The organism is Fructilactobacillus sp. X2R1C1, from assembly GCF_059901435.1.
The window spans coordinates 242,184-265,253 of sequence record NZ_JBWXUV010000001.1; the positions used below are offsets into that span (position 1 = coordinate 242,184).

Annotated in this window: 20 protein-coding genes; 11 read left to right on the forward strand and 9 right to left on the reverse strand. The window is 41.9% G+C overall.

Features of this window, described 5'->3' with window-relative positions; translation table 11 throughout:
• Window positions 1-306 precede the first annotated feature (306 nt).
• The 4 genes from AC6UDG_RS01070 to AC6UDG_RS01085 all read right to left on the reverse strand — a co-directional run bounded on the left by AC6UDG_RS01070 (window position 307) and on the right by AC6UDG_RS01085 (window position 5,666).
• The gene (locus AC6UDG_RS01070) at window positions 307-1,305 is read right to left on the reverse strand and encodes a LacI family DNA-binding transcriptional regulator (RefSeq protein WP_500693285.1); all 999 of its coding nucleotides are present in this window, start codon (window positions 1,303-1,305) and stop codon (window positions 307-309) included.
• 1,129 nt (window positions 1,306-2,434) lie between these two features.
• On the reverse strand, window positions 2,435-4,321 hold the full coding sequence (locus AC6UDG_RS01075) for an acyltransferase family protein (RefSeq protein WP_500706155.1): 1,887 nt from the start codon (window positions 4,319-4,321) through the stop codon (window positions 2,435-2,437).
• A gap of 103 nt (window positions 4,322-4,424) precedes the next feature.
• A complete protein-coding gene (locus AC6UDG_RS01080) occupies window positions 4,425-5,207 on the reverse strand; it encodes a hypothetical protein (RefSeq protein WP_500706156.1) in 783 nt (260 codons plus the stop codon).
• 144 nt (window positions 5,208-5,351) lie between these two features.
• Window positions 5,352-5,666 (reverse strand): TetR/AcrR family transcriptional regulator C-terminal domain-containing protein, encoded by a 315-nt coding sequence (locus AC6UDG_RS01085; RefSeq protein ID WP_500706157.1) that lies wholly within the window; start codon window positions 5,664-5,666, stop codon window positions 5,352-5,354.
• A 659-nt stretch (window positions 5,667-6,325) separates the two neighbouring features.
• Here AC6UDG_RS01085 and AC6UDG_RS01090 point away from each other — a divergent pair.
• From AC6UDG_RS01090 to AC6UDG_RS01110, 5 genes are read left to right on the forward strand one after another with little or no spacing between them, the layout of a single operon-like run.
• The gene (locus tag AC6UDG_RS01090; RefSeq protein WP_500706158.1) at window positions 6,326-7,591 is read left to right on the forward strand and encodes a LysM peptidoglycan-binding domain-containing protein; all 1,266 of its coding nucleotides are present in this window, start codon (window positions 6,326-6,328) and stop codon (window positions 7,589-7,591) included.
• A 57-nt stretch (window positions 7,592-7,648) separates the two neighbouring features.
• On the forward strand, window positions 7,649-8,206 hold the full coding sequence (locus tag AC6UDG_RS01095) for a hypothetical protein (protein WP_500706159.1): 558 nt from the start codon (window positions 7,649-7,651) through the stop codon (window positions 8,204-8,206).
• Complete coding sequence (locus AC6UDG_RS01100; RefSeq protein ID WP_500706160.1) at window positions 8,196-8,552, forward strand: hypothetical protein; 357 nt, start codon at window positions 8,196-8,198, stop codon at window positions 8,550-8,552. Before AC6UDG_RS01095 ends, AC6UDG_RS01100 begins: the two co-directional genes overlap by 11 nt.
• The gene (locus AC6UDG_RS01105) at window positions 8,542-9,165 is read left to right on the forward strand and encodes a hypothetical protein (protein ID WP_500706161.1); all 624 of its coding nucleotides are present in this window, start codon (window positions 8,542-8,544) and stop codon (window positions 9,163-9,165) included. The genes AC6UDG_RS01100 and AC6UDG_RS01105 overlap by 11 nt, the downstream gene beginning before the upstream one ends.
• A gap of 11 nt (window positions 9,166-9,176) precedes the next feature.
• Window positions 9,177-9,935: a hypothetical protein gene (locus tag AC6UDG_RS01110; protein WP_500698894.1), complete on the forward strand. Its 759-nt coding sequence runs from the start codon at window positions 9,177-9,179 to the stop codon at window positions 9,933-9,935.
• Window positions 9,936-9,987: 52 nt separating this feature from the next.
• Here the strand turns inward: AC6UDG_RS01110 and guaA are convergent, their stop codons facing one another.
• The gene (guaA, locus tag AC6UDG_RS01115; protein ID WP_500706162.1) at window positions 9,988-11,547 is read right to left on the reverse strand and encodes a glutamine-hydrolyzing GMP synthase; all 1,560 of its coding nucleotides are present in this window, start codon (window positions 11,545-11,547) and stop codon (window positions 9,988-9,990) included.
• 10 nt (window positions 11,548-11,557) lie between these two features.
• Complete coding sequence (gene guaB / locus AC6UDG_RS01120; protein ID WP_500706163.1) at window positions 11,558-12,700, reverse strand: IMP dehydrogenase; 1,143 nt, start codon at window positions 12,698-12,700, stop codon at window positions 11,558-11,560.
• A gap of 234 nt (window positions 12,701-12,934) precedes the next feature.
• Here guaB and hisS point away from each other — a divergent pair, with 234 nt between their 5' ends.
• The 3 genes from hisS to AC6UDG_RS01135 all read left to right on the forward strand — a co-directional run bounded on the left by hisS (window position 12,935) and on the right by AC6UDG_RS01135 (window position 16,474).
• Window positions 12,935-14,125 carry a histidine--tRNA ligase gene (gene hisS / locus AC6UDG_RS01125; RefSeq protein ID WP_500695457.1) on the forward strand — a complete coding sequence of 397 codons (1,191 nt, stop codon included), beginning with the start codon at window positions 12,935-12,937 and terminating at the stop codon, window positions 14,123-14,125.
• 64 nt (window positions 14,126-14,189) lie between these two features.
• Window positions 14,190-15,650 carry an amino acid permease gene (locus AC6UDG_RS01130; RefSeq protein WP_500706164.1) on the forward strand — a complete coding sequence of 487 codons (1,461 nt, stop codon included), beginning with the start codon at window positions 14,190-14,192 and terminating at the stop codon, window positions 15,648-15,650.
• A 170-nt stretch (window positions 15,651-15,820) separates the two neighbouring features.
• A complete protein-coding gene (locus AC6UDG_RS01135; protein WP_500706165.1) occupies window positions 15,821-16,474 on the forward strand; it encodes a VTT domain-containing protein in 654 nt (217 codons plus the stop codon).
• A 28-nt stretch (window positions 16,475-16,502) separates the two neighbouring features.
• On the opposite strand, the gene xylB is transcribed toward AC6UDG_RS01135, so the two are convergent.
• On the reverse strand, window positions 16,503-17,999 hold the full coding sequence (gene xylB / locus AC6UDG_RS01140) for a xylulokinase (RefSeq protein WP_500706343.1): 1,497 nt from the start codon (window positions 17,997-17,999) through the stop codon (window positions 16,503-16,505).
• A 148-nt stretch (window positions 18,000-18,147) separates the two neighbouring features.
• Window positions 18,148-19,695 (reverse strand): ClC family H(+)/Cl(-) exchange transporter, encoded by a 1,548-nt coding sequence (locus AC6UDG_RS01145; RefSeq protein WP_500706166.1) that lies wholly within the window; start codon window positions 19,693-19,695, stop codon window positions 18,148-18,150.
• Window positions 19,696-19,807: 112 nt separating this feature from the next.
• On the opposite strand from AC6UDG_RS01145, the gene AC6UDG_RS01150 reads away from it, so the two are divergent.
• The gene (locus AC6UDG_RS01150; RefSeq protein WP_500706167.1) at window positions 19,808-20,278 is read left to right on the forward strand and encodes a hypothetical protein; all 471 of its coding nucleotides are present in this window, start codon (window positions 19,808-19,810) and stop codon (window positions 20,276-20,278) included.
• 199 nt (window positions 20,279-20,477) lie between these two features.
• On the forward strand, window positions 20,478-21,395 hold the full coding sequence (locus tag AC6UDG_RS01155; RefSeq protein ID WP_500706168.1) for an alpha/beta hydrolase: 918 nt from the start codon (window positions 20,478-20,480) through the stop codon (window positions 21,393-21,395).
• 298 nt (window positions 21,396-21,693) lie between these two features.
• Here AC6UDG_RS01155 and AC6UDG_RS01160 read toward each other — a convergent pair whose 3' ends face one another.
• Window positions 21,694-22,479: a glucose 1-dehydrogenase gene (locus tag AC6UDG_RS01160; RefSeq protein ID WP_500693605.1), complete on the reverse strand. Its 786-nt coding sequence runs from the start codon at window positions 22,477-22,479 to the stop codon at window positions 21,694-21,696.
• Between the two features lie 226 nt (window positions 22,480-22,705).
• On the opposite strand from AC6UDG_RS01160, the gene AC6UDG_RS01165 reads away from it, so the two are divergent.
• Entirely contained in the window at window positions 22,706-23,056 is a 351-nt protein-coding gene (locus AC6UDG_RS01165) for an iron-sulfur cluster biosynthesis family protein (protein WP_500693299.1), read from the forward strand.
• Window positions 23,057-23,070 lie beyond the last annotated feature (14 nt).

Consider the following 23,070-nt stretch of genomic DNA (forward strand, 5'->3'; position numbering starts at 1 on the left):
ATGGTCTAAAGTTTTTTTGAGCTTCGATTAGGCTTAAGATAAGTTTCGTAAACGATTAACTAAACGTGATAGGTGGCGTTTTGGCAGTAAATCTTTCATTATTACTTTGAGTGGGGTTTAAACGACATCTGGTAAGGCATTTTGCCATGTTATTCTTTAGTCGCTCCAAAAAAGATACTTTCACAATGCTTCCTACTTCTGGAGCACACATAGCTTCAAACTCCAAAAAATGCTGCTTCTCAGAAGTGGCACTTTTTATTTATTAGACAAAAACCGGCTAAGCATGGACTTAGTCGGTTACAGATATTATTCAAATTTGGCGTGGACCATGTAGCGTTTTTTACTTGGGTCCACTTTTTTGTTTAAGATGTCGTACATGAGTTGCGCGGCGTATTTTCCCATGGTGTATGCGTCTGTCCTGATACACTTCGTTTTTGGCTGAATTAGGTTAACGATGTTGGAACTCACAAATCCAGTGATGTTTGGAATCTTGTCGCGGTCAATAATGTTGTTACGCAACAACCGGGGCAAAAAGCTTAACAACCACTTTTCCGTTAGACAGAAAATCAAACTGTTGGGTTGCTTTTTTAATTGGCGAACGATTTCATGATAGGCACGATGAAGTGACGTTTTGGAATAACCGGGCTTGACAATTGTAATATCAGGTTCGGGGTAGACGTATTTAATCCCGGCAACGCGCTCTCTGACGACCTTCATCTCGCTTTCGGCGTTAGTAACTAAGATTAACTTGGAAAGTCCCAGGTTGTTTTTAAAGTAGGCGGCGGCTTTCTGAGAAATCGCAAAGTTGTTGATGACGATATTATAAAAAAAGCCATCGTTAATGGATTTATCGGTCAAAATAACGGGGAAACGCGGTTTTAAAAGTTCGGCAATGTCCTTGATGTGGCTGTTGACGGGATGAATGATGGCGCCCCTGATGAGGCTAGTATCTAAGGCTAGAAAGAGGTCGCGTTCGTTTTTGTACTTACTGGCGGAATTAATCAGTAAGGGGATGTACTTGTAAATGGACAGTTGGTCCTGGATTCCCTCAAACATCCTGATTGAAAAGGGATCCTCGATGTCTGATACTCCCACCGCAATGATGCTCCCACTGTCGTTTTGGCGGCTTAAGCCACGCGCCATTGAGTTAGGAACGTACCCGAGGTGTTTGATTGATCGCTTAATGCGATTCGCCGTGTTCTTGGACATCGAGTTCAGATGGTTGTTTAAGAACCGTGACACGGTGGCCGTTGAAACTTTGGCGTGTTTGGCAACTTCTCTAATGGTGACTCGTTTTTTGTTCATTTCTCATTTCCTCAAATTTTATTTCATAACTGCTAACTGCATGGAATTATCATATCTAATAAAATTATAAAAAGCAAAACGATCTCAATTAAGATTGAAATTAAGGTTATTGTTGTTATAAAATTAAGAAAACGGTTAACCGGGCATGCCTGTATGAGGATTAATGAGAAACATGTTTATTTTAAAAAATAAACATGAAATCAATTGAAGTGTTGGTATGACGGGCAACGGGACCATTATTTTTAACCGTTCTTAAAGATTAGTGGAATTGTTTACAGTTTGAATGACGTGTATCGCTTGTAGAAGGGGTCAAGAAGTTTGAGTGACTTTAGCTGTAATTGACCAACTTAATTTAAACAATTTGCGCAAACGCTTAACCACTTAGTCAATCAGATTTTTACGTCATAAAAGGCCGTTATTTATGAAATAACTTGTGGAATTAAAGATTGAGAAGGTGGTTTCATCACTATAATTAAAGATAAATCAAGTTTCGTTTGCGGGAGTTTTGAATGTGAGAAAAGTTTTTCATATTAATCAAAAATAACTAATAACAACAGCTTAGATTGTCGTATGTATATATGTCAGGCCACAAGTATTGAGGGATATAAACATAAATAAATATTAAACACATAATGATAAAAAGATCCTGGCGGTTTCTTTAATATCAAATGAGTTAATTTTCGGGTGGGCCATTTCGGAATTAATACTTGTGGAAGATGTGTATCAATCACCGACAATTGGGCATTTATGGCCTGATTGTTTTAATAGTAGGATTGCTGTCACTGATTAGTTTGGTAGCGATTGTTGGAGTTTTTTCGTTTTGCGCGGGGTGGTGGGGAATGCATTGTTTAAGCAGGTTTCACGGCCAATAACACTCCCAGTAACAGGTGGAATCTGCGAGACATTTGAGCGAATTGACGGGTTAGTCAATGGTGCTGGTATGCAAAAGAAGAAACGAAAGTAGTCAGAAGCAAATTAAGTCACGATTACGTAGTTCTACTGAATAGTGGTATCTAACGAAATAAGTCGAAAACTAATAAGTCACATTATATGTAAGACACTCTAACGTTAGGTATCCAAAAAAGGACTCTCAAGTCGAAAGATTTGGGGGGTTCCTTTTTAGTTATATTTATTTTATGGCGTTCTTTAAAACATTTTGAGCCACAAAAGTTGCGTATTTTGGGGCTCCTTGATTATTTGGATGGGCTTGATCGGAGTATAACCAGTTCGGATGCTTGTTGATATAGTCATTCCAATCAATGATGTACAAGTTTTTATACTTCTTTTGCGAGTCTTTCAGCATGGCATTCACGGAATTTTGCCAAGTTTCAGTTGGAATGTGGACGTTAATCCAGAAAACGTGACGCTTAGGACCAGCAATCTCCATAATTTGTTTCATCGTTTCCGGTGAAATGTTACCGTTTGTCCCCAGTCCAATGACAACGTTTTTGCCTAGTAGTCCTTGAGTGGCTAAACTTTTAATATCAGGGACGGCAGCGGCTGGTTGGCGTGAAACTTGGGCATCAATGTAGAAACGCGGGAAAATCTTCTGTAAATCGTCATGACCAGCTAACATAACTGAGTCACCCATTGCAGTTCCGGACAGATTTTGAGCTTCTTTTACCTGTGCGGCAGTTAAGCCATTTTTTTCTAATTGGCTTTGGTCTTTGGTAGATCGTTTAACCTTTTTACCACTCTTTATTTCTTTAGCGAGATTTTTGTTATTTTCTTTTTCGGTTTTGGCGTTCTTTTGAATTTTATTGGCAAGCTGAGTGTGATTAGCCTGTTTAGGATTAATGGTAGTGGATTGAAGAATACCAATTCCACCGATTATTACAAGTACACTGAGAATGATTTCACGTATTTTAGTGTGACTCATGAATTCAATTAGTTTACTAAAAAGGATTTTGTAGTCATATTTGCCAAATGGAACTTCAACAAAGCGATACGATATCTCGGAAATACCAATAATCAATAGAATTTCAATAACGGCATATAACAACTGATGATTGGCAACATTTTTGAATTTATCCTCGAAAAAGATAAAGACAGGCAGCTGATAGACATAAATTTCATAACTTCTGGAACCAATCCAATCAAAAACGGGATTGGTCATCAACCAGTTCCAATGACTAATGTTTGAGAGAATGGCCCACATAATCAGAACGGTAAATAGTGAGAACAGTACCATTCCACCATGATACAAAAATGTGGATTGAGCTCCTACCGTAAATATCAACCATACCATTCCAATGATACCGATTAGTCCAACGACGTCAAAGAAGGTCCTTTGGCCTTGAGCGGAATTTCTAACGATTCGATTACTGGGCCACACAATTGCTAAGGCAGCTCCCAATAAGATTGAGAACATCCGGGTATCGGTCCCGTAGTAAACTCGGCTTGGATCAGTGCCAGGCTTAAATAAGATTGCCATCAGGATTGCTGATAAAACGGATAAGCCAATGGCAACAAAGAAAATGCTCTTCTTGTTTAAAAGACCATGTTTGTTTCTGTTAAAGACGTGTAACAATAAAACGACAATTAGGGGCCAGATTAGGTAGAATTGACCTTCAATTGCTAAAGTCCACAAATGAGTAAAGGGCGACTCAGACCCAGCAAAATTTTGAAAGTATGATTGACCGTTAGCAATTTCATACCAGTTATAGACGTACGTTAAATTGGTAACGACACTTTGCCACAAATTGGCCAGTAAATTTCGTTGAAATAATGTGATATAAGTTGCTGTAGCAAATAACATCACGATTAAGGTTGGGTATAGACGTTTTAATCTTTTGTACCAGAAGTGACCATACCGAAAATTTCCAGTTGATTCATATTCGTTAATTAAATGGTCGGTAATTAGGTATCCTGAAAGAGTCAAAAATACTGGAACACCTAAGTAGCCACCACTAAAGATATTTTGATTGAGATGGTAGAGAATAACACAAATAACTGCTAGTGCTCTAAGTCCTGTAAAGCCAGTGATAAAACGATTTTTTGCCATATTTGTTTCCATTATTAAAATTCCCTACTAATTCAATGCTTACTAATTCCGACTTAAAAAGACTGCCAACCAACATTACTTGACAGTCTTTTCGCTTACAATTGATTAAGTTAACTTAATGTCTAAAATGATGTGCTTTTCTTACGCGATACCAGACAAAAGCTCCAATTCCAACAACTAGGATAACAATGATGCCACCGATCATCCATCCAGTGTGATCTTTTTTGGCTGATTTGTGGTTCCGCTTGTCTCTTTTAGCCTTTTGATTCTTGTCATTATGATGTTTGTTCTTCTGCTTTTGCTGGTCCTTTTTGGTTTTATTTTGATTATTGCGATTTTTAGTCGTTTGTTCTTTATTTTGTTGCTTGGTTTTATTTTCTTGATTGGGTTTGTTATCGTTAGCGGTTTGTCCCTGGTTATTATTTGCTTGAGAATTACCGTTTTTATTTATCGCTGCGTTTCCGCCACTTGAACCGTTATTCTGTCCGTTTGTGGTCGTGCCGTTTGAAGGAGATGTTGCGTTTCCACCCTGATAATTCCCACTTTGCTGTGGCTTATTGAGTGGTTGGTACGCAATGGTGACCGTCATTGACTGACCAGCAGCTGGATAAGTGTTACTACCGTTATCAGCTCGGTTGCTTCCGGCAACGTATCCGGGAATGTTTGGAACGTCGTTTGATAGGTCAAGTATGCTGTTAGGCGCACCGTAGATAACTTTACTGGTGCGAATTGGTTGACCAGTTAAAGCATTGACGTATTGGACGACAACTTGACCTTGCGCAGTACCAGCCGCTACATTTGAGTCAGCGTGGACCACGTTTGGATGGGTTACAAACAGTCCACCGGCAAACATGGTAGTACCGACTAGAAGTGAAAGAGCGATTTTCTTGATATTCATAATAACCATCCTCGTTATGTATTTGATATAAAATCCAAGGATAAGTATACATCAAAATAGGGGGGTAACTAGTACAATCATCAAAAGAACCATTTCCAAAGTTAGTGGAAATAGCTCTTTTTTAGTCATAAGCTACTTACCTTTTTAAATCATTAAGGTTATCGGGGTATTCACAAAGAAAAGAAAGGTCACTTTAAAATGCTCTGGGTCTTCTGGAATGGGTTGGGTCATCCAAATTTCAATGATGGAGAGATACATATTGACGCAAAATTCACACGAAAGATTGGTAGAAATATTTTTGTTGTTTGATGACGATTTGTTAAAAATATTTTTCATTGCCCATTCCTTGTAACGCTTTTTTAAAAATTCAGTCCAATGACCACGTAGATTGGGATTATAGAGAATTTTTAAAATCTCTCTTTTATCGTATAGGGCAGGTAGTAAATAATCGGCAATCAACTCAAATGGAGAACGCTCGGTATTGCTGGGGGGGGGGGGGTAGCCATGGCCTTTAGGCCACTGATAATTGGATTATCTACTTCACGTTCGATATAAACCAAGATGTCGTCGATACTATTGAAATTATTATAGAAAGTTCCTCTGGACAAGTCAGCCTTTTGGATTACATCGGTGATTCTGATTTCATAAAGTGGCTTTGTGACAGATAACTCTAGAAATGCTTGTGCAATTAAGTGTTTCGTGTTTAAAGCAATCACGGTACCGACTCCTCAAATATTAAGATTTAGTTAAGAATATTATTGTTAAATAATATACATTATGTCTAAATGATAATCACTTTTATGACGAATGTTCAACCCTAAAAGCCGATTATGACAATACTTAGACACCTTGTTCAAAAATTGGGAGTTTGTAAATAATAAAACAAATTGTTAATTTTTAATAAAGCCACTCGTGCCTTTTTGTAATTTTTTTCTAAAACGGAGTGGGAAATACAAAAAGGGGGGATGTTTTATGTTGATTAACGATTCTAATTTTGAGGTGAAGGTAGATGATGAAAAGTTAATGGGATAGCGTAGTTCCCTGTTGTATTTGAATAAGCGTGTTAATTCAAGAGTTACTTTGCTGTTTAGAAACTGGTTTTGAAAGGAAGATTAATGATGGAATTTAATAAAAAGAACGTTCTTAAAGGATTATTACTTAGTTCATTAGCATTAGGAGTATTTGTGACCGCTAACACCGCTTCAACGAATGCCTCAACCACGACGACTGACAACCAAGTTAGTTCATCAAAAATTAGTAACAAAAAGGTTATTACCATTCAATGGGGTGATACGGTATCTGGTTACGCTCAAGAGTACAACAGTACTGTAAAGGACATTGCCGACGCCAACCATTTACAAAATGCTAACCTGATTTACGCTGGGTCAAAGATTGTGATTCCAGTGAACTCCCGTAAACCTGGCGAAAGTATTTATTCCGGTTGGAACAACCTCCAAAATGGTGCTGGAGACGTTCAAGCTCAATCAGTTGTTGGAGCTAGTCAGAAAGCCGGAGTTAATGGCCAAAATTCCGCAGCAACTGCTCAAACTCCTGCCAAAATTGCTGGTCAAACCACTGGTAATGGAGCGGTAGCTAGTTCAAAAACAGCTGGTAAGACGAATTCTAACACACAAGTTCCAACTCAGTCACAAAAGAATAACGGAACAAGTCAAAGTACCCCAACCACTCCAACTTACAACAATGGTTCAGTAACACCATCACAAAATGGCGAAAGTACCAGCAATGGCAATCAAACTACCCCCTCAAATAACAGTGGTCAGGTAGCACCATCAATGGGCGGAAACACTACTCCAATTCCATCAACTAATAATGGTGGTTCAACTACCCCGTCACAAAACGGAGGTTCCACTAGTAATGATGGTTCGACCAACAATGGTGGAAGCACGACTCCATCCAATCCATCTAATAACGGTGGAAACACTAACAACGGCGGCCAAGTGACTCCACCTGCTAACAACAATGGTAGTGGAAGTACTGGCAATGGTGGCTCAACTACGCCTACTAATCCTTCTAACAACGGTGGCTCAACAAATAATGGAAGCAATACACCAAAACCAGCTTTCACTCCTGATGAAGCTGGTGTCAGAGCTGCCTTACAAGCTAAGGTAGCTTCATTTGGCAAGCCACAAGTTGATCCAAATCCAAATGCTGGTCATTTATCTATTAATGGTAGTGTCGATGGAGATGTATCCATGATTACATCCGATCAACAGTTAGCTGATTTGTTGTGGGATAACAGTAATGCATCATTGATCCAAAATTCCTTGAGTTTTATCACGGCATTAAACTTACAAAATGTTTCCGTTAATGTTGTAAATGGTAAAGTTCACGCAACATTCGCATTGGCAGTTTCTGAATCATAATTGCAATAATTAATTTTCACAAAAAAAATACTACAATTTTGGGAGTTTAAAAATATTATGGAAAATCACAATCATTTTTGCCCGTATTGTGGCAAACCCATTGAGGGTGACCCTGATTTTTGTCCGCACTGTGGACGTAAACTGACGGGTTCGACCAATTCCAATAATCAGGGAAATCAAACTAAGGGAGAACATACCTCTCAGAATGCTTCTCAGTCAGTTAATCATGCCTTTGAAAATGTTTCTAAAAAAATGAGTCAAAAAACGGGGAACGAGATTAAAGCTAGTTATGTTAGTATTGCTGCCATCGTTGCTGTGGTTGTCGTGATATTTGGTGTTGGATTTGGAATCTACCACGATCAACGAACTCATCTTAGTGGAACTTATACGCATAATACCAATCTCTTAATTACGAACGTGAAAAGTAGAGTTACCTTTAAAGGCAACGGTTTTACTGAAGATGACGGCAAAAAGGGAACTTATAAGATTGATGGTAATAATATTGAGTTGACCGAAAAGAATAATGGTAAAAACAGTACGGTTGAAGGGAAATTATCCGATAATCGGAAGTCGTTAGATGTGATGGGGATGAAATATACCAAAGATGAAAAATGATAAAAAACAAGCTAATCATCACAGTTGGTTGACTTGGATTGTGATGTCGATTTTAGTGCTGCTACTACTTGGGATTGGAGTGTATACCAATTATCGAAACCATATTGGTGGCACGTATTCCGCTGATGGCAAAAATGTACCAGCCAAAGTGAAGCCGAGTTTTACGTTTAAAGGGAATTACTTTACTCAAATGGGAAATAAAAAGGGTTCCTATGAAATTAAGGACAACCAAATTAAGTTGACCGAAGAAAATGGGAAACACAAAGCTAAAACGGCTGGACAAATCACGCATGATAGAAAGTCATTTAAGTTGATGGGAGTGGAGTATACCAAAGATGAAAACTAAAAAAGTTATGTTAGTGGGCATTGCCGCCTTGAGCGTTCTAACCCTTGCTGGATGTGGTACTTCTAAAAACGACAGTCCTAAAAAGGAATCGTCGAGTTCTTCCAGCGTGGTTAAACACAAGAAAGAGAGTGCGCCTAAAAGGGCAACGACCAGTAAGTCTGATACTAAGACTGCAGCCCCTAAAGTGGCGGCAATGAACCTTAGTCAGATTCAGTCCGGTGATTACAGTAGCATTGCCGGTCAGTGGAAAGAAGTCGGTCACATTGAAAATAATGTGGGTGGCTCTGGCACTCAAGGTCCAACTGTTCAACCTGGTGGAACGGACAACTTGAGTGTTACTAAAGATGAAATTTCAAATAGTGACATTAAGATGAACGCTAATTCGTTAACCGACAATAGTGGGTCACATTCATTAACTTATAAGGAAAATAACGGTTCGTTGGTTGCTTCGCTTCAAGACGAAGACACACCAATTAACTGGTCGGTCAGTTTCTTTCCAAAGGGAACCACAACTTCTTACACGTCTAACGGCAAACCAAATGACACTGATATGATTGTGGTTTGGACTAGTAATAACAATCACACGGTGGTTTATGGACGGAGTGGCAACTAAGGAAGAGAGAAATGAACAATAAAATAAAAATACCCGGCAAATATAAATTATTTGAATTCACCGGACTTCCAGATTTTGCGCATTCTGAAAAGGGCGAGGAAATTACTAGGAATTATGTTCAAACTGAATCACAAGACGGCACTTACTTGGTGCTTTTAAACTTCGGTAAATGGATAATGATTGTTTTAGGTTTCTTCTTTTTGGTGGCAGATGGTTTGGGAATTCTGTTCTGGATTCTAGCTTTTTTGATGCGTAAAAAAGGGCTTTTTCCTAACATGGTTAGAAAAAACTTAGCCAATGCTAGAAAGACTTATTTGGATTATTACTATCAATATATGGATAAATTGATTAATAATTTAGTGGATCAATTAGGATTGAATGACAGTTTTTGGCGTAGCTTTAAAACTGATAATCAGGCCATTATTTATTACGATAAGGGATTTATGTATTTTGAATTGGATAAAGACCTGCTAGTAATCTATAACAAAGATAACATCAAAGAAGTCAGCCGTGAACGGGTTCATACTGGTTCGCAGACCACTTCTAACTCTGGCACGGTTGGTGGAGCAATCCCACTACAAATTAAAAATATTAACTTTGCGGTCGGAGGTGCTAGTACGACCACCAATGGAACGACGAGTGATGTCTATGAATGGCACTTTGATATTTTGACTAATTTTGCATTTTATCCGAAAGTTTCATTTGTATTGCCAGATTCTCAAGCAATTGAAGACTTCATTGGCAAGGCGTATGCGGTGTTGAGACCGTAATCAGTAAAAAAGATCCTCACTTTTAGTGAGGATCTTTTTTGTATATTTATTTTTATTGATACTCAATGGTTGCCGGTGGCTTCCCGGTAATATCGTAGAGTACGCGGTTAATCCCGGGAACTTCATCGACGATTCGTGATGAGACCTTACTCAAGACGTCCCACGGAATTTCCGCAAATTCAGCGGTCATCCCATCAACGGAATTAACGGCACGAATGTTGATGGCCTCGTCATAGGTCCGTTCATCACCCATGACACCAACGGTCCGAATCCCAGGAAGGGCAGTGAAATACTGCCAAACCTTCTTGTCCAGACCGGCATTTTTGAACTCGTCGCGTAGAATGGCGTCAGAATCTCTGACCTTCTTTAATCGTTCGGGAGTCACGTCACCGATAATGCGAATGGCAAGACCGGGACCGGGGAAAGGTTGGCGCCAAACCATCTCGTCTGGCATTCCCAGTTTTTCACCGATTTCTCTGACCTCATCCTTGAAGAGTTTGTTTAAGGGTTCAATCAACTTGAACTTGAGGTCTTTAGGTAGTCCACCAACGTTATGGTGGGACTTAATCGTTTGCGCGGTATCCGTTCCGGATTCAATTACATCGGTGTACAGGGTTCCCTGGGCCAAGAAATCAACGTCCTTGAACTTCCGGGCTTCACTTGAAAAGGTGTCGACGAATTCTTTCCCGATGATTTTACGTTTCTTTTCGGGGTCAGTTACGCCCTTTAGTTTGGATAAGAATTCATCACTGGCATCTACAAAGTCAATGTTTAAGCCAAACTCATCGCCTAAAGTGTGTAGGACCTGTTGGGCTTCATTCTTGCGCAACAAACCGTGGTCAACGAAGACGGAGATCAGTTGGTCGCCAATTGCTCGGTGTAAAAGGACGGCAACCACACTAGAATCAACGCCACCAGAGAGACCCAGTAAGACGCGTTTGTCGCCAACTTCTTCTTTGATGTTCTCAATGGCATCTTCAATGAAGTCGTCCATTGACCAGTTGTCCTTAGCATGGGCAATGTCAAAGACAAAATTATGCAGCATTTGGTTTCCCTGTTTGGTGAGGTTAACTTCCGGATGGAATTGGACGGCGTAAATGTCTTTATCGGGATCCTCCATGGCAGAAATGGCACACTGTTCGCTAGTGGCGGTGACTTTGAAACCGTCTGGAACCTTGGTCACAAAGTCTCCGTGACTCATTAAAACGGTTTGATCGGGGTCCAGTCCTTTAAAGGTACCGGAGTCATTACTTGTGACCTTGATTTCAGCGGGACCGTACTGACTGTCGTCAGCGGTGGTGGTTTGACCACCCTTTAAGTCGTGGGCCAATAGTTGCATGCCGTAACAGATTCCCAAAATCGGAATGCCCATGTTTAAAATCTCAGGGTCGACGTCTAAAGCGTCTTTGCCGTTGACACTGTTGGGACCGCCAGAAAAGATGATGCCCTTAGGGGCGATCGCTTTTATTTCTTTGGCAGTGATGGTGTGTGGTTTTAGTTCTGAATAAACGCCCATGTCACGAATGCGACGGGTGATTAATTGGTTGTATTGACTCCCAAAGTCGAGAACTAAAATCTCATCATAATCACGTTTTTTTGTACCAGTTGCCATCAAATTCCTCCTATTTATCGATTGAATAGTTTGGTGCGGATTTGGTGATTTGCACATCGTGGGGATGTGATTCACGTAGTCCTGCATTAGTAATTCTAACAAATTGAGCGTTATTAATTAAGTCGGAAATGGTGTGAGAGCCGGTGTAACCCATCCCGGAACGAAGGCCACCCGCAATCTGAAAGAGAACGGTTGAGACGTCACCCTTGTATGGGGTTTGACCCTCAATTCCTTCTGGGACGAGTTTCTTTTCTTCTTTGACCTTACCTTGAAAGTATCGGTCAGAAGAACCATTTTCCATGGCTGCCAGTGAGCCCATGCCACGGTATGCTTTGTACTTCTTGCCGTCAGCACCCGTATAAACGTCTCCAGGGGCCTCCGTTGTACCTGCCAGCATACTTCCTAGCATGACGGCACTTCCACCCGCTGCGAGCGCCTTAACGATGTCTCCGGTGTACTGCATCCCACCGTCAACGATGATTTGCTTGCCGTAATCGGCGGCAACTTGGGCGGCATCGAAGGCAGCGGTAATTTGGGGAACTCCCACACCGGCCACGATGCGGGTGGTACAAATTGAACCGGGTCCAATGCCGACTTTGGCAATGTCAACACCAGCGTCAAAGAGGGCTTTGGCACCAGCACCAGTGGCAATGTTTCCAGCAATCAAAGTTTTGTCTGGGAACTTGTTTCTGATTTCAGCAATTTTCTCTAATACACCCTTGGAATGACCGTGGGCGGTATCGATGATGACGGCGTCTGCCCCGGCATCAAATAATAATTGAGTTCGATCGAAGGTATCGTTAGTTACCCCAACGGCCCCCGCTACTAATAAATGACCATGGTCATCAACCGCAGCATTGGCACCGGTAACTTCAGCATTTTTAACCGTTTTAACTTCAGCCGCTTGCTTTTTGGCGCTCATGTTTTTGTGAACCACGCCGAGTCCACCGTTTTGAGCCATCGCAATCGCTAAAGGTGCCTCTGTGACAGTATCCATACTTGCGCTTAGAACGGGTAGGTTTAACTTTAAGTTTTTGCCTAAGGTCGTTCTTAAGTCAACTTGGTTTGGTAACACGTCACTTGCTGCAGGAATTAAGAGAACATCGTCAAATGTTAATCCTTGTTTCCCGAATTTATAATTCCAATCCTTCATCGTACTCCTCCTATTGTTCAGTTTTATATAAATTGTTAATAGAATACCATAAAAAACGTTGCAACATCAATGACAACTCGAACAATTTTTCTTTGGTTAACTTTAATCATATGTAGTTGGCGCTTGACTGATTTATAAAGACGGACAAGACAGAGTAATTCAATAATGGTAAAATCTACGTATATCTATTTGACAGAATTTTAATTAAACAATTAATAGAAAGATGGGAATATTATGGATGACAAATTTAAGAAAGTGCGAGGGATGTCAGACATTTTGCCTGATGAGACCAGTGTTTGGCAACGAATCGAAGATACGGCGCGGGACGTTTTCGCTCGATACGACTTTCATGAGATGCGCACTCCGCTAGTTGAGAAAACCCCTGTCTTTACCAGAACCTCTGGTGATAGTTCGGATATCGTCACCAAGCAGATGTACAGTTTCCAGGACAAAAGTGGGCGAGACATCTCACTACGACCGGAAGGAACGGCTGGAGTAGTCCGTTCCTTCGTTGAAAACAAGCTCTTTGGACCAGAACATCCCAAGCCCGTTAAGGTTTTCTACATGGGGGCGATGTTTAGATACGAACGTCCGGGTGCTACTCATAACCGGGAGTTCCATCAGATTGGGTGTGAATCAATCGGAGCTACCAGTCCCCAGATTGACGCTGAAACGATTGCGTTAGCCCTGGACATCTTCAAGGGCGTTGACATTAACGACTTAAAGGTTGAAATTAACACGTTAGGTGATGAAGAGAGTCGGAAACGTTACCATGACGTTCTAGTAGCCTACTTCTCAAAGTATGAGGACCAATTAAGTGAAGACTCCAAACGGCGCTTAAAACAGAATCCGCTCCGGATTTTAGACAGTAAGGATAAGGGGGACCAGCAGTTGGTCGCTGACGCTCCGAAATTAGAAGACAGTTTAACGGATGAATCCAAGCAGTACTTTAATGATGTTTTATCGGCCCTTGATGCTTTAGACATTCCGTACACCGTTGATGATCGGTTGGTTCGCGGGCTTGATTATTACACCGATACGGTGTTTGAAATCATGGCCAAGGATCCGAGCTTCGGAGACGATTACACCACGATTTGTGCTGGTGGTCGTTACAACCACATGGTGGAAGAGTTTGGTGGACCAGAAGATACCGGTGGCGTGGGCTTTGCCTTTGGTGAGGAACGGTTGGCAACCATCGTGAACTCTAACGATGACAGTGATTCGATTGACTACTTCATTGCGACCGACGTGAAAGATAAGGAAGCTGACGTTAAGAATCAGATTCTTGATAAGGCCCTAAAAACCGCTGAAGACTTGCGTAACGACGGGAATTCCGTTGAAGTCAACTTTCAGAGTCGAAGCATGAAGAGTCAGATTAAAGAAGCCAAGAAATTAAATAGTAAAAACATTATGCGAATGGATTAATTATCAAGAAGAGGGCGAATAATATCGCCTTTTTCTTTTAATTCAAGATGAAAGAAGTGAAGATTTGAGTAGTAAAAAAGAAAAGGTTGGAACTATTGGTCTGACCGCGTTTGTACTATCAGCGATGGTTGGTGGTGGAATCTACGATTTGCCCCAAAACATGGCGCTCCATGCCGGCGCAATTGCCCAAATCATCGCTTGGGTGCTATCGGGATTAATTATCTGGTTTATTGTGCGTTCGTTTATGACCCTATCGGAGGTTCGACCACAGTACACCACTGGTTTGTATCATTATGCCCACGCTGGCTTTGGCAACTTTACCGCCTTCTTTGTAAGTTGGGGGTACTGGATCTGTCAGTCGTTTGCCGTTGCCGCGTATTCGGTCCTCTTGATGTCGACTTTAAACGCGTTTTGGCCTGGGACGTTTACGGGTGGCAATAACTGGATCTCAATTATTGGAGGAACCATCGTGTTGTGGCTCATGACCTACCTGATTTTAAAGGGCATCCGGGTTACCAGTCACGTCGATGTGTTTGGAACCATCTGCATGCTGACGATTGTGGCCATCTTCATCATTACGATGATTGTGGTGTTCAACTGGCACGCTTTTTCCACTAACATGTTTGCGTCTCAGACGTTACCAAAGGTTGATGACAAGGCCATGGGGAGTTTGTTTTCCCAAGTCCGAAATGCCATGATGACCACAATGTGGGTCTTTTCTGGGGTTGAAGGAGCCGTGGTTCTGTCAAGTAACGCCAAGAGTCAAAAGGACGTGCGTCAGGCCACTAAATACGGTTTCTTGATTTGTTTGGTTCTGTACGCCTTGGTTTCGATTTTGCCACTAGGCTTACGCAGTTACGGTCAACTGGCGAACCTGCAGAGTCCGTCAACTGGGGCCTTGATGCAGATTGTTTTGGGACCACTGGGACGCTTAATCATCACCTTTGGCGTCATTGTCGCCGTCTTATCCAGTTGGTTGACGTGGGTCTTAGTTCTGTCTGAGATGCCACGAGCTGCCTCCATGGACGGGACCTTCCCGAAGTTCTTTAGAAAGATGGGCAAGAACAACGTTCCGATTCACTCGCTGTTCATGACGGTTATCGTCATTCAATTAATCATTATCTTTACCCATTTTGCGGGGCGGGCCTTTAATTTCACGCTGACGATCGTGGGAACGATGACGGTGCCACCGTACCTGATTTCGATGATGTACCTGTTCAAGATTAGTCGCAATGAGAAAACGTTCAATCCAGATGGCAATAAGCTGTCGGTCTCAAGAAAGAGTGCCTACTTCGTGTCGGCCTTGGCGATCCTTGGCACCCTGTTCATGGGGTACGCCGCCGGATTGGAATACCTGACGATTGCCTTCGTGATTTATGCCTTAGGGATTCCACTGTTTATGTACGCGAGAAAACAGTACGCACCTGGTCAACCAATCTTTGGTAAGTACGAACGTTACTTTGCCATTGCCATTCTAGTGGTGGCCGTCATCGGGGTCATCTTACTGATTCAACCGAAATTGTAATTAAATTTGGAAAAATTAAAAGACGATTGAACTTTCAGATAGTTCGGTCGTCTTTTTGATATTCATTAATTTTAGTTTAAATAGAAGCCGATAGGTGCTCCGTGGCTATCCTAGCTAGCGGCATTTTGGTAAAATTAGAAAATAACTAAATTTAAGTGGGGATTAATTATATGAGTTTTTTAGTCGATTTTGTGCTTCACATTGACCACCACCTAGTCACACTCGTCAACATGTTTGGCAATTGGACCTATCTGATCCTGTTTGCGGTTATCTTCATCGAAACCGGCGCCGTGATCATGCCATTTCTGCCGGGTGATTCACTTTTGTTTGCGGCCGCCGCCTTGGCCGCTGCTAGTACCAATGATTTAAACATCTGGATTTTTGTGATTTTGTTCTTTCTGGCGTCCGCCTTGGGGGACTCACTGGATTTCTTTCTGGGAAGAAAAGTTGGGTTAGCCATCACTGACAATAGGCATTTGAGCAGGTTCATTAAGCCCAAGGATTTTGAAAAAGCCCATCAATTCTTTGATAAGTATGGATCATGGGCCATATTACTTGGTCGGTTTATGCCGATTGTGCGGACGTTTGTTCCGTTCGTCGCTGCCAGCAGTGACTACAGTTACCAAAAGTTCGTGAAGTATGACATTACCGCATGTGTGGCATGGGTCGCACTATGTTGTGGTGGCGGATACTTCTTTGGCAACATTCCGTTCGTTAAGGAACACTTTTCGGCCGTGATTTTATCAATTATCTTGATTACGTTACTTCCGGCTCTGATCGGATTAATTAAAACTCGTTTCACTAGTAAAAAGGACGCAGCCTAGGCTGCGCCCTTTTATTTTGGGGTTTGAATTAACGTAAATCCTGTAATTCGTGACTAATCTTTTTCGTTTGGGGATAAATTTGTTGATAAATTTTAAAAATCTTGGCGTATTTAGCTGCGTTAGCGGTAATTGGTTCGTAAGTCTTACCGAACTTGATGAACTGATCGGCACAGGCGGGAAAGCCGGTAAACCAGCCAAGTCCGACAGCCGCAATCATGGCCGCTCCAATGCCAGGTCCCTGTTCGTTTGCGAGGGTGATGACGGGTTTGTCGAAGATATCCGCCTGCATTTGGGTCCAAACGGAACTTTTAGCGCCGCCACCAATTGAGGTCACGTGATCAATGGTCGCACCCATTTCGGCGTAAATGGTAAGGATATCTTGGAGACTGAAGGTGATCCCTTCCATCACGGCTCTAGTGAAGTCGCGTCGGACCTGGGTGCGGTCAATTCCAATGAAGCTCCCGCGAATTTGCGAATCAGCGTGAGGCATTCGTTCCCCAGCAATGTACGGAGTGAATAAGAGACCGTTGGCTCCAATCGGAGATTTACCGGCTTCATTAGTCATCTCGGTAAAGTCTTCGTCCTTGACGAAAGTGTTTTTGTACCATGTTAATGAATCACCCGCGGCCAGCGTGACACCCATTGAATAGTAGGTGTTCGGAATGGAATGGTCTTCCATTTGCAGACGACCACCATAGTCGGTTGAGAGGTCGACTTCGTGATGTAAGACTACGCCAGAGGTTCCGACACTAACTAGCGCGTTATTGGGGGACATGATGCCCGCTCCAACTGCGCCAGCGGAGTTGTCGGCGGCTCCACCATAGACCTTGGTAATGGTTGACATATCGGCTTGATCGGCGAAGTCGGGGATGACGTTTCCCGCGTAGTCAATGGACTGAATTAGTGGCGGGAGGATTTTCTCGGGAATTCCCAAGGCCTTACAGATTTCAAGACTCCACTTGTTATCGTGAATGTCTAAGAGGGTAGTTCCGGTGGCGTCAGAGAAGTCGATCGCAATGTTACCGGTCATCTTAAAGCGCAGGTAGTCCTTTGGTAATAGGAAGGTTTTTACTTTCGCCCAGTTCTCCGGTTCGTTTTCTTTGACCCAGAGGAGCTTGGTGATGGTAAAGCCCTCCAGTGGTTGATTACCGGTGATTTCAACGAATCGCTTCCCTAGTTTATCCTCAATCTCTTTGCGTTGTTTTGTGGTTCTAGTGTCGTTCCACAAGATGGCTGGTCTGATGACCTGATTATCTTTGTCCAACAAGACTAGTCCATGCATTTGGCCCGAGAAACTAGCTCCACTAATGGACTCCGGATCAACATTATCATCATTGACTAGTTTTCTGATGGCCGCAATCGTACCATTCACCCAGTCATTGGGATTTTGTTCACTCCAACCTGGTTTGGGATGAGGATTCGGATACTCCGTTGATTCTTGTCCCACGATATCACCAAGCTTGTTGACAGCAGTGACTTTGACCGATCCCGTGCCGAGGTCGATTCCTAAAACGTTCTTTTCCATGTGTGCACCAACTTTCATAAATATTCCTTGTAGTTACAACTCTTAATTTAAGACTAGCAGGTTATGTAATCGTTTTCAATGAATATTAATTTAATGATGACAAAGAAAAAACAACTAACCGAAATGGTTAGTTGTTAGAGATTAGGTATTATTCATCAATCTCCATCGCCATTTTCACCAGCTGCTTCTTAACTGGTCCGATGTTATCTCGATGGGCGAGAACGATCAGTGTGTCACCGGCTTTAATCTTAGTGTTTCCATTAGGGATAATGTGGAGATTACCCCGACTAATTGTGATTAGAATGGAGTGGTTCGGCCAGTGGATGTTTTTGACTAATTTGTTTTCAATTGAACTGAATTCGTAGACCGGGACCTGAATCTTGTCCGTCTTGCTGTCAGCGTTGAAGTATGTCTTGATGGCCGTTAACCGTTCGGCTAGGGCTTGATAGATTGGTTGACCACCCAGCATGTCGACCACGACGTACGAGATAAGGACCACGAGCGCTAACGCCATGAAGTTCTTGGTGTTACCGACCAGTTCGGTGATTAACATGATGGAGGTAAAAGGCGCCTTACTGACGGCTGCAAAATATCCAGCCATCCCGAAAATTAACAAGTTGTTGACGTACCCGGAACCGAGCAGTCCAGTCTGTGACATAAAACCACCGTAAGCCGCACCAATCAGTGATCCAACGGCCAAGACCGGCATGAAGAAACCACCAGGTATTCCGGCACCATACGTAATTAACCCGAAGACAAACCGGACGATTAAAAAGACAAAGATGGCGGTTAAGGGCACGTTGTGAGTGGCGACGGTCATAATGACCCGACTACCACTTCCGATGGTGGTCGGAAAGAACATTCCAACGGGAATAACCAGTAAAATCGGAATCGCACACATAAAGTACCATGGAATAATTTTAATCTTAGCGAACCACTTTGGCAGGTCTAATAAACCTAAATTATAGACGTAGCCTAGAACACCTAGAATAATGCCCAAGATGATGAGTTGCCAGTAGTTCTGGAGTTGAAAAATGTGGCTGTAAAAAATGGGTAAAATTGGTTTTAAGCCGAAAACTTTTAATGAAACAAAATTTGCACAGATTGACCCCGTGAGGGACGAAAGCCAGACGGCGGGGGAGAAATTGCGATAGACGCCCTCCATGACGAAAAACGTGCCCGCTAGTGGCGCACTAAAGGTAGCCGACAGTCCAGAAGCAGCTCCGGTTGCGATCATCAATCGCCGCTCAGAACCGCCTTCTTTAAAGCCCTGGGCAATTCCTTGACCAATGGCACCACCTAACTGAACGGAGGGCCCTTCTCGTCCAACGAAAATTCCGGTTCCAACGGTTAGGACACCAGTGACAAATTTCCGCCATAAGACAGAGACCCAATTAGTTTCAATGTTGCCCGCAAGTTGAGCTTCAACCTGTGGAATCCCAGAGCCTTTAACGTCAGGATCGCCCTTCATGATAAGACCGGTCACGATTGAGATGAGTAAGAAAGTGGGAATTACCAACCACAGAAGATTGAGATTGTGGTCAAGTCCATGATAAATTGTAAGCGACCATTTTAAAGCGACCTGGATTAGGTAACGAAAAGACGCAATTACGGCACCCGTCAGCGTTCCAATAATGGTTGCAAAGAGAACGTATCGAATGTCTGAAAAATCAATGTGGTGTGTGCGTTTCGGCAAGTTGTTCATCTCCATTAAGCAATTACACCAATTGTATCACGATTAATTTCCCCAAATGAATTCGATTTTAGGGTAAAATAATAATATAGAAAAGATTTAATTGGAGGAATTTATGAAGAAATCAGATATTGTTCAAAAGTTAGACTTCTTGTATGTTCTAACCCTAGTAATTTCAATTATTGAGACGGTTTTGTTGTTCCCAATTCTTGGCGGGATCATCATTGTTAGCATGCTTTGGATTCCACTCTTGGTACTACTAGGTCTTTACATCACTTGTTTCATCATCAGTTCGCAGATGGTGAGTTCACTCAGTGATGGTAAAGTTAAGGCTGAAATTGATAACATCAAACCAAGATTTATCGTTGGGATTGTCTTGTCGATAATCGCGGTCATTCCAATTGTGGGATGGATTTCACACATTGTGATGGCCATTATCATGTGGCAGGTATTTACTAACATTAGTACGCTTAAGACGGACTTGATTAATGATGATGGAGCTAAGGGTGATTGGAAGGACGTTACACCTGATTCAGAAAAGAAAGATTCAAACCAGCAAGGTTCAGATAGCAATTCTAATAAATAAACATATTAGCTAATTAATAATTTTATCCTTATACAAGCACAAATACACCTATGGTTTTCATAGGTGTATTTTATTTTCATTAATTTTTCACTAAACTAAACCTTTTTTGTGTCATTGTGTCTGACCTCCACTAAGATAGTACATAGATTTATTAAAATCATTTTTAAAAGTGAAAATCAATTAGAAAGGAGCAAGGCCAATGAAAAGAATACTGAAATGGACTGGAGTGACGGCTTTCTTCTTTGTCATTTTCGCAGTCATCCTTGATTTGGCGGTTGGCTATCTCCTGTTTAACTTTGCCTTTGGGAAGACGGGACTAGCCAGCTTGTACAACGAAAATGCTGGGACGCCCGATACCGAGTGGTTTAGTGATAATCACGCACAGGTTCTACACGAAAAGGCGAGTGATGGGACCAATCTAGTTGCTAGATACGTCCCATCGGAAAAACCAACCAACAAGACGATGATTGTCGTTCACGGGTACGGTAGTAATAGTGAAGAGATGGAATCCTTTATAAAAATTTTTCATGATGCTGGTTATAACGTCCTCGCACCCGATAACCAGTCGTTTGGCGGCAGTGGTGGTAAATACATCGGGTACGGTGTCAAAGACGCCACTAACCTGGAAAAATGGGCTCGAGTGCTCAATTATGACCACCCCGATGGCGAATTAGGGTTATTTGGGACAAGTATGGGGGCGTCGGCCGTCATGTACTCTTTACCAAAAATGCCAAGTAACGTGAAGTTTGCGATTGAAGACAGTGGTTATGCCAGTGTCGAAGGGGAGTTGGGTGGCCAATTGAAGCGGCTATTTAACATTCCGAGTTTTCCACTGGTTCCGACCGTTAATCTCTATGTACGAATGTTTGCGAAGTATAACATGAATGATGGGAACACGAAGAAGACCCTGAAGCACAACCAGATTCCGTTGTTTATCATTCACGGTGACGTTGACAAGTTTGTCCCCGTTAAAAATGCCTATGAGAACTACAAGAACGATGCTGGTCCAAAACAAATCTGGATCATTAAGGGTGCTGGCCATATTGAAGGTCGGAGTCAGGATCCAGATGCGTATACGCAAAAAGTCGTCAACTTTTCTCAGCAGTATTTTAAGTAGTTGAATTTGGTGAAATGATTGGTAAAATTAAAACACGAATGCTGAGGAGATGAGGACCAATTAAAGCCAAAATTAGACTAACAGTTGCGTGTTTACTTGTAATCGGGGTAATTGCTGCGTATTTTATCCTGGATCAAAGAGAACGATTGGTCCTCTTTTTTGAAGGAGTTGGATTAGTTGTCGCATGCGTCCTGTTTGGATGGCACGGAATTAATGAGTTAATCAAAAGAATTTTAAAGGTATTTTAGACCAAAAAAAGACTACGAATTTGAATTCGTAGTCTTTTTGGTTGGTAATTTTAACCGTTACCATTTTGAAATGATGGGTATAATGTCATTCCACCATCAACGTAAAGTGAGATTCCAGTAACGTAGCTAGCTTGGTCAGAAGCTAACCAAACGGCAGCAGCTGCAACTTCGGAAGGTTTACCAATCCGGTGCATTGGAACCATGTTAACAGTTGATTCGTAAGTCTTAGGATTAGCGAACTTTTTGGCGTTGATTGGGGTGTTAATGGCACCAGGACAAATCGAGTTAATTCGAATGTTTTGTTGAGCAAATTCCATTGCGGCAGTTTCGGTGAATAATTTAACGCCACCCTTACTTGCAGCGTAACTTGCAAATGTCGGCCATGGAATTTGTTGGTGAACTGATGAAGTTTGAACGATACTACCCTTCTTGTTGTGCTTTAAGAAGTAGTTTAAAGCAGCTTTAGTACCCAAGAAAGTACCAGTCAAATCAACGTTAACGACTGCTTCCCATTCTTCAAGGGTAACTTCGTTTGTAGGGGTCTTCTTTTCCATCCCAGCGTTGTTGAACCAAACGTCCAAATCACCAAAGGAATCAACGGCGGCTTGTACTAATGATTCAGCACCAGCATCATCGCCAATGTCGCCTTGCTTAGTAACGGCGTGGCCACCGTTTTTTTCAACGATTTCAACAACTTGGTTAGCTGCATCTTCGTTTTTGTGGTAGTTAATAACCACGTTCATGTGTTCTTGACCCAAACGTTCAGCAATGGCAGCACCAATCCCTGAGTCTCCTCCAGTGATTACGGCCGTCTTGCCTTCAAGATCTTTATACATAACCATATAATATACACCTCTACATTTCTAATCCTGTTAAGCGGATTGGACTTGTTTCTGACACTATAATAACCCATTAAGAGACTAATATAAAGGGGAAAGAACTGATTGACCCTTTAAAATTAAGTTGTGTACATTTTACTTGTGTTATGGTGAATTCCTGCTATCATAAATAGTGAAGATTTGAAGAGGTTCATTTCTGAATCACTTATAGGAGGTTATAGATATGAAACTAACAATTACTGATGACGCAATGGCCTACATGAAGAAAAGATTAGCAGGTGCTAACGCATACCTGTTGGCCGCAAATGACGGATCAAATAACTTCTCTGAAGGTGCTGGCGGTGCTTGCACCGTTGGAGATGCCTTTCAAGTTGTTGGTGTTTCAAAAGCACCATCAGACTATGATGTTAAACTTGAAAACAATCAAGGTGCTGACGTTTTAACCAGTAAGAATGATATGACTTTCTTCGGACCAGGTCTAAAACTTGATTTCAAGAATAACTTCTTACAGTTAAAAGATGACGGTGAAATGATTGATGGTCAAGTTACGACCAACAATCAAGTTGAAAAATAGAATAAGAGATTAAT

Coding starts and splice junctions, on each gene's coding strand:
- AC6UDG_RS01080 (WP_500706156.1), bottom strand. CDS start 5,207: ATGAATATCAAGAAAATCGCTCTTTCACTTCTAGTCGGTACTACCATG.
- AC6UDG_RS01110 (WP_500698894.1), top strand. CDS start 9,177: ATGAACAATAAAATAAAAATACCCGGCAAATATAAATTATTTGAATTC.
- AC6UDG_RS01155 (WP_500706168.1), top strand. CDS start 20,478: ATGAAAAGAATACTGAAATGGACTGGAGTGACGGCTTTCTTCTTTGTC.
- AC6UDG_RS01165 (WP_500693299.1), top strand. CDS start 22,706: ATGAAACTAACAATTACTGATGACGCAATGGCCTACATGAAGAAAAGA.
- guaA (WP_500706162.1), bottom strand. CDS start 11,547: ATGGCAACTGGTACAAAAAAACGTGATTATGATGAGATTTTAGTTCTC.
- hisS (WP_500695457.1), top strand. CDS start 12,935: ATGGATGACAAATTTAAGAAAGTGCGAGGGATGTCAGACATTTTGCCT.
- AC6UDG_RS01135 (WP_500706165.1), top strand. CDS start 15,821: ATGAGTTTTTTAGTCGATTTTGTGCTTCACATTGACCACCACCTAGTC.
- AC6UDG_RS01105 (WP_500706161.1), top strand. CDS start 8,542: ATGAAAACTAAAAAAGTTATGTTAGTGGGCATTGCCGCCTTGAGCGTT.
- AC6UDG_RS01150 (WP_500706167.1), top strand. CDS start 19,808: ATGAAGAAATCAGATATTGTTCAAAAGTTAGACTTCTTGTATGTTCTA.
- AC6UDG_RS01100 (WP_500706160.1), top strand. CDS start 8,196: ATGAAAAATGATAAAAAACAAGCTAATCATCACAGTTGGTTGACTTGG.
- xylB (WP_500706343.1), bottom strand. CDS start 17,999: ATGGAAAAGAACGTTTTAGGAATCGACCTCGGCACGGGATCGGTCAAA.
- AC6UDG_RS01075 (WP_500706155.1), bottom strand. CDS start 4,321: ATGGAAACAAATATGGCAAAAAATCGTTTTATCACTGGCTTTACAGGA.
- AC6UDG_RS01090 (WP_500706158.1), top strand. CDS start 6,326: ATGGAATTTAATAAAAAGAACGTTCTTAAAGGATTATTACTTAGTTCA.
- AC6UDG_RS01070 (WP_500693285.1), bottom strand. CDS start 1,305: ATGAACAAAAAACGAGTCACCATTAGAGAAGTTGCCAAACACGCCAAA.
- guaB (WP_500706163.1), bottom strand. CDS start 12,700: ATGAAGGATTGGAATTATAAATTCGGGAAACAAGGATTAACATTTGAC.
- AC6UDG_RS01160 (WP_500693605.1), bottom strand. CDS start 22,479: ATGTATAAAGATCTTGAAGGCAAGACGGCCGTAATCACTGGAGGAGAC.
- AC6UDG_RS01095 (WP_500706159.1), top strand. CDS start 7,649: ATGGAAAATCACAATCATTTTTGCCCGTATTGTGGCAAACCCATTGAG.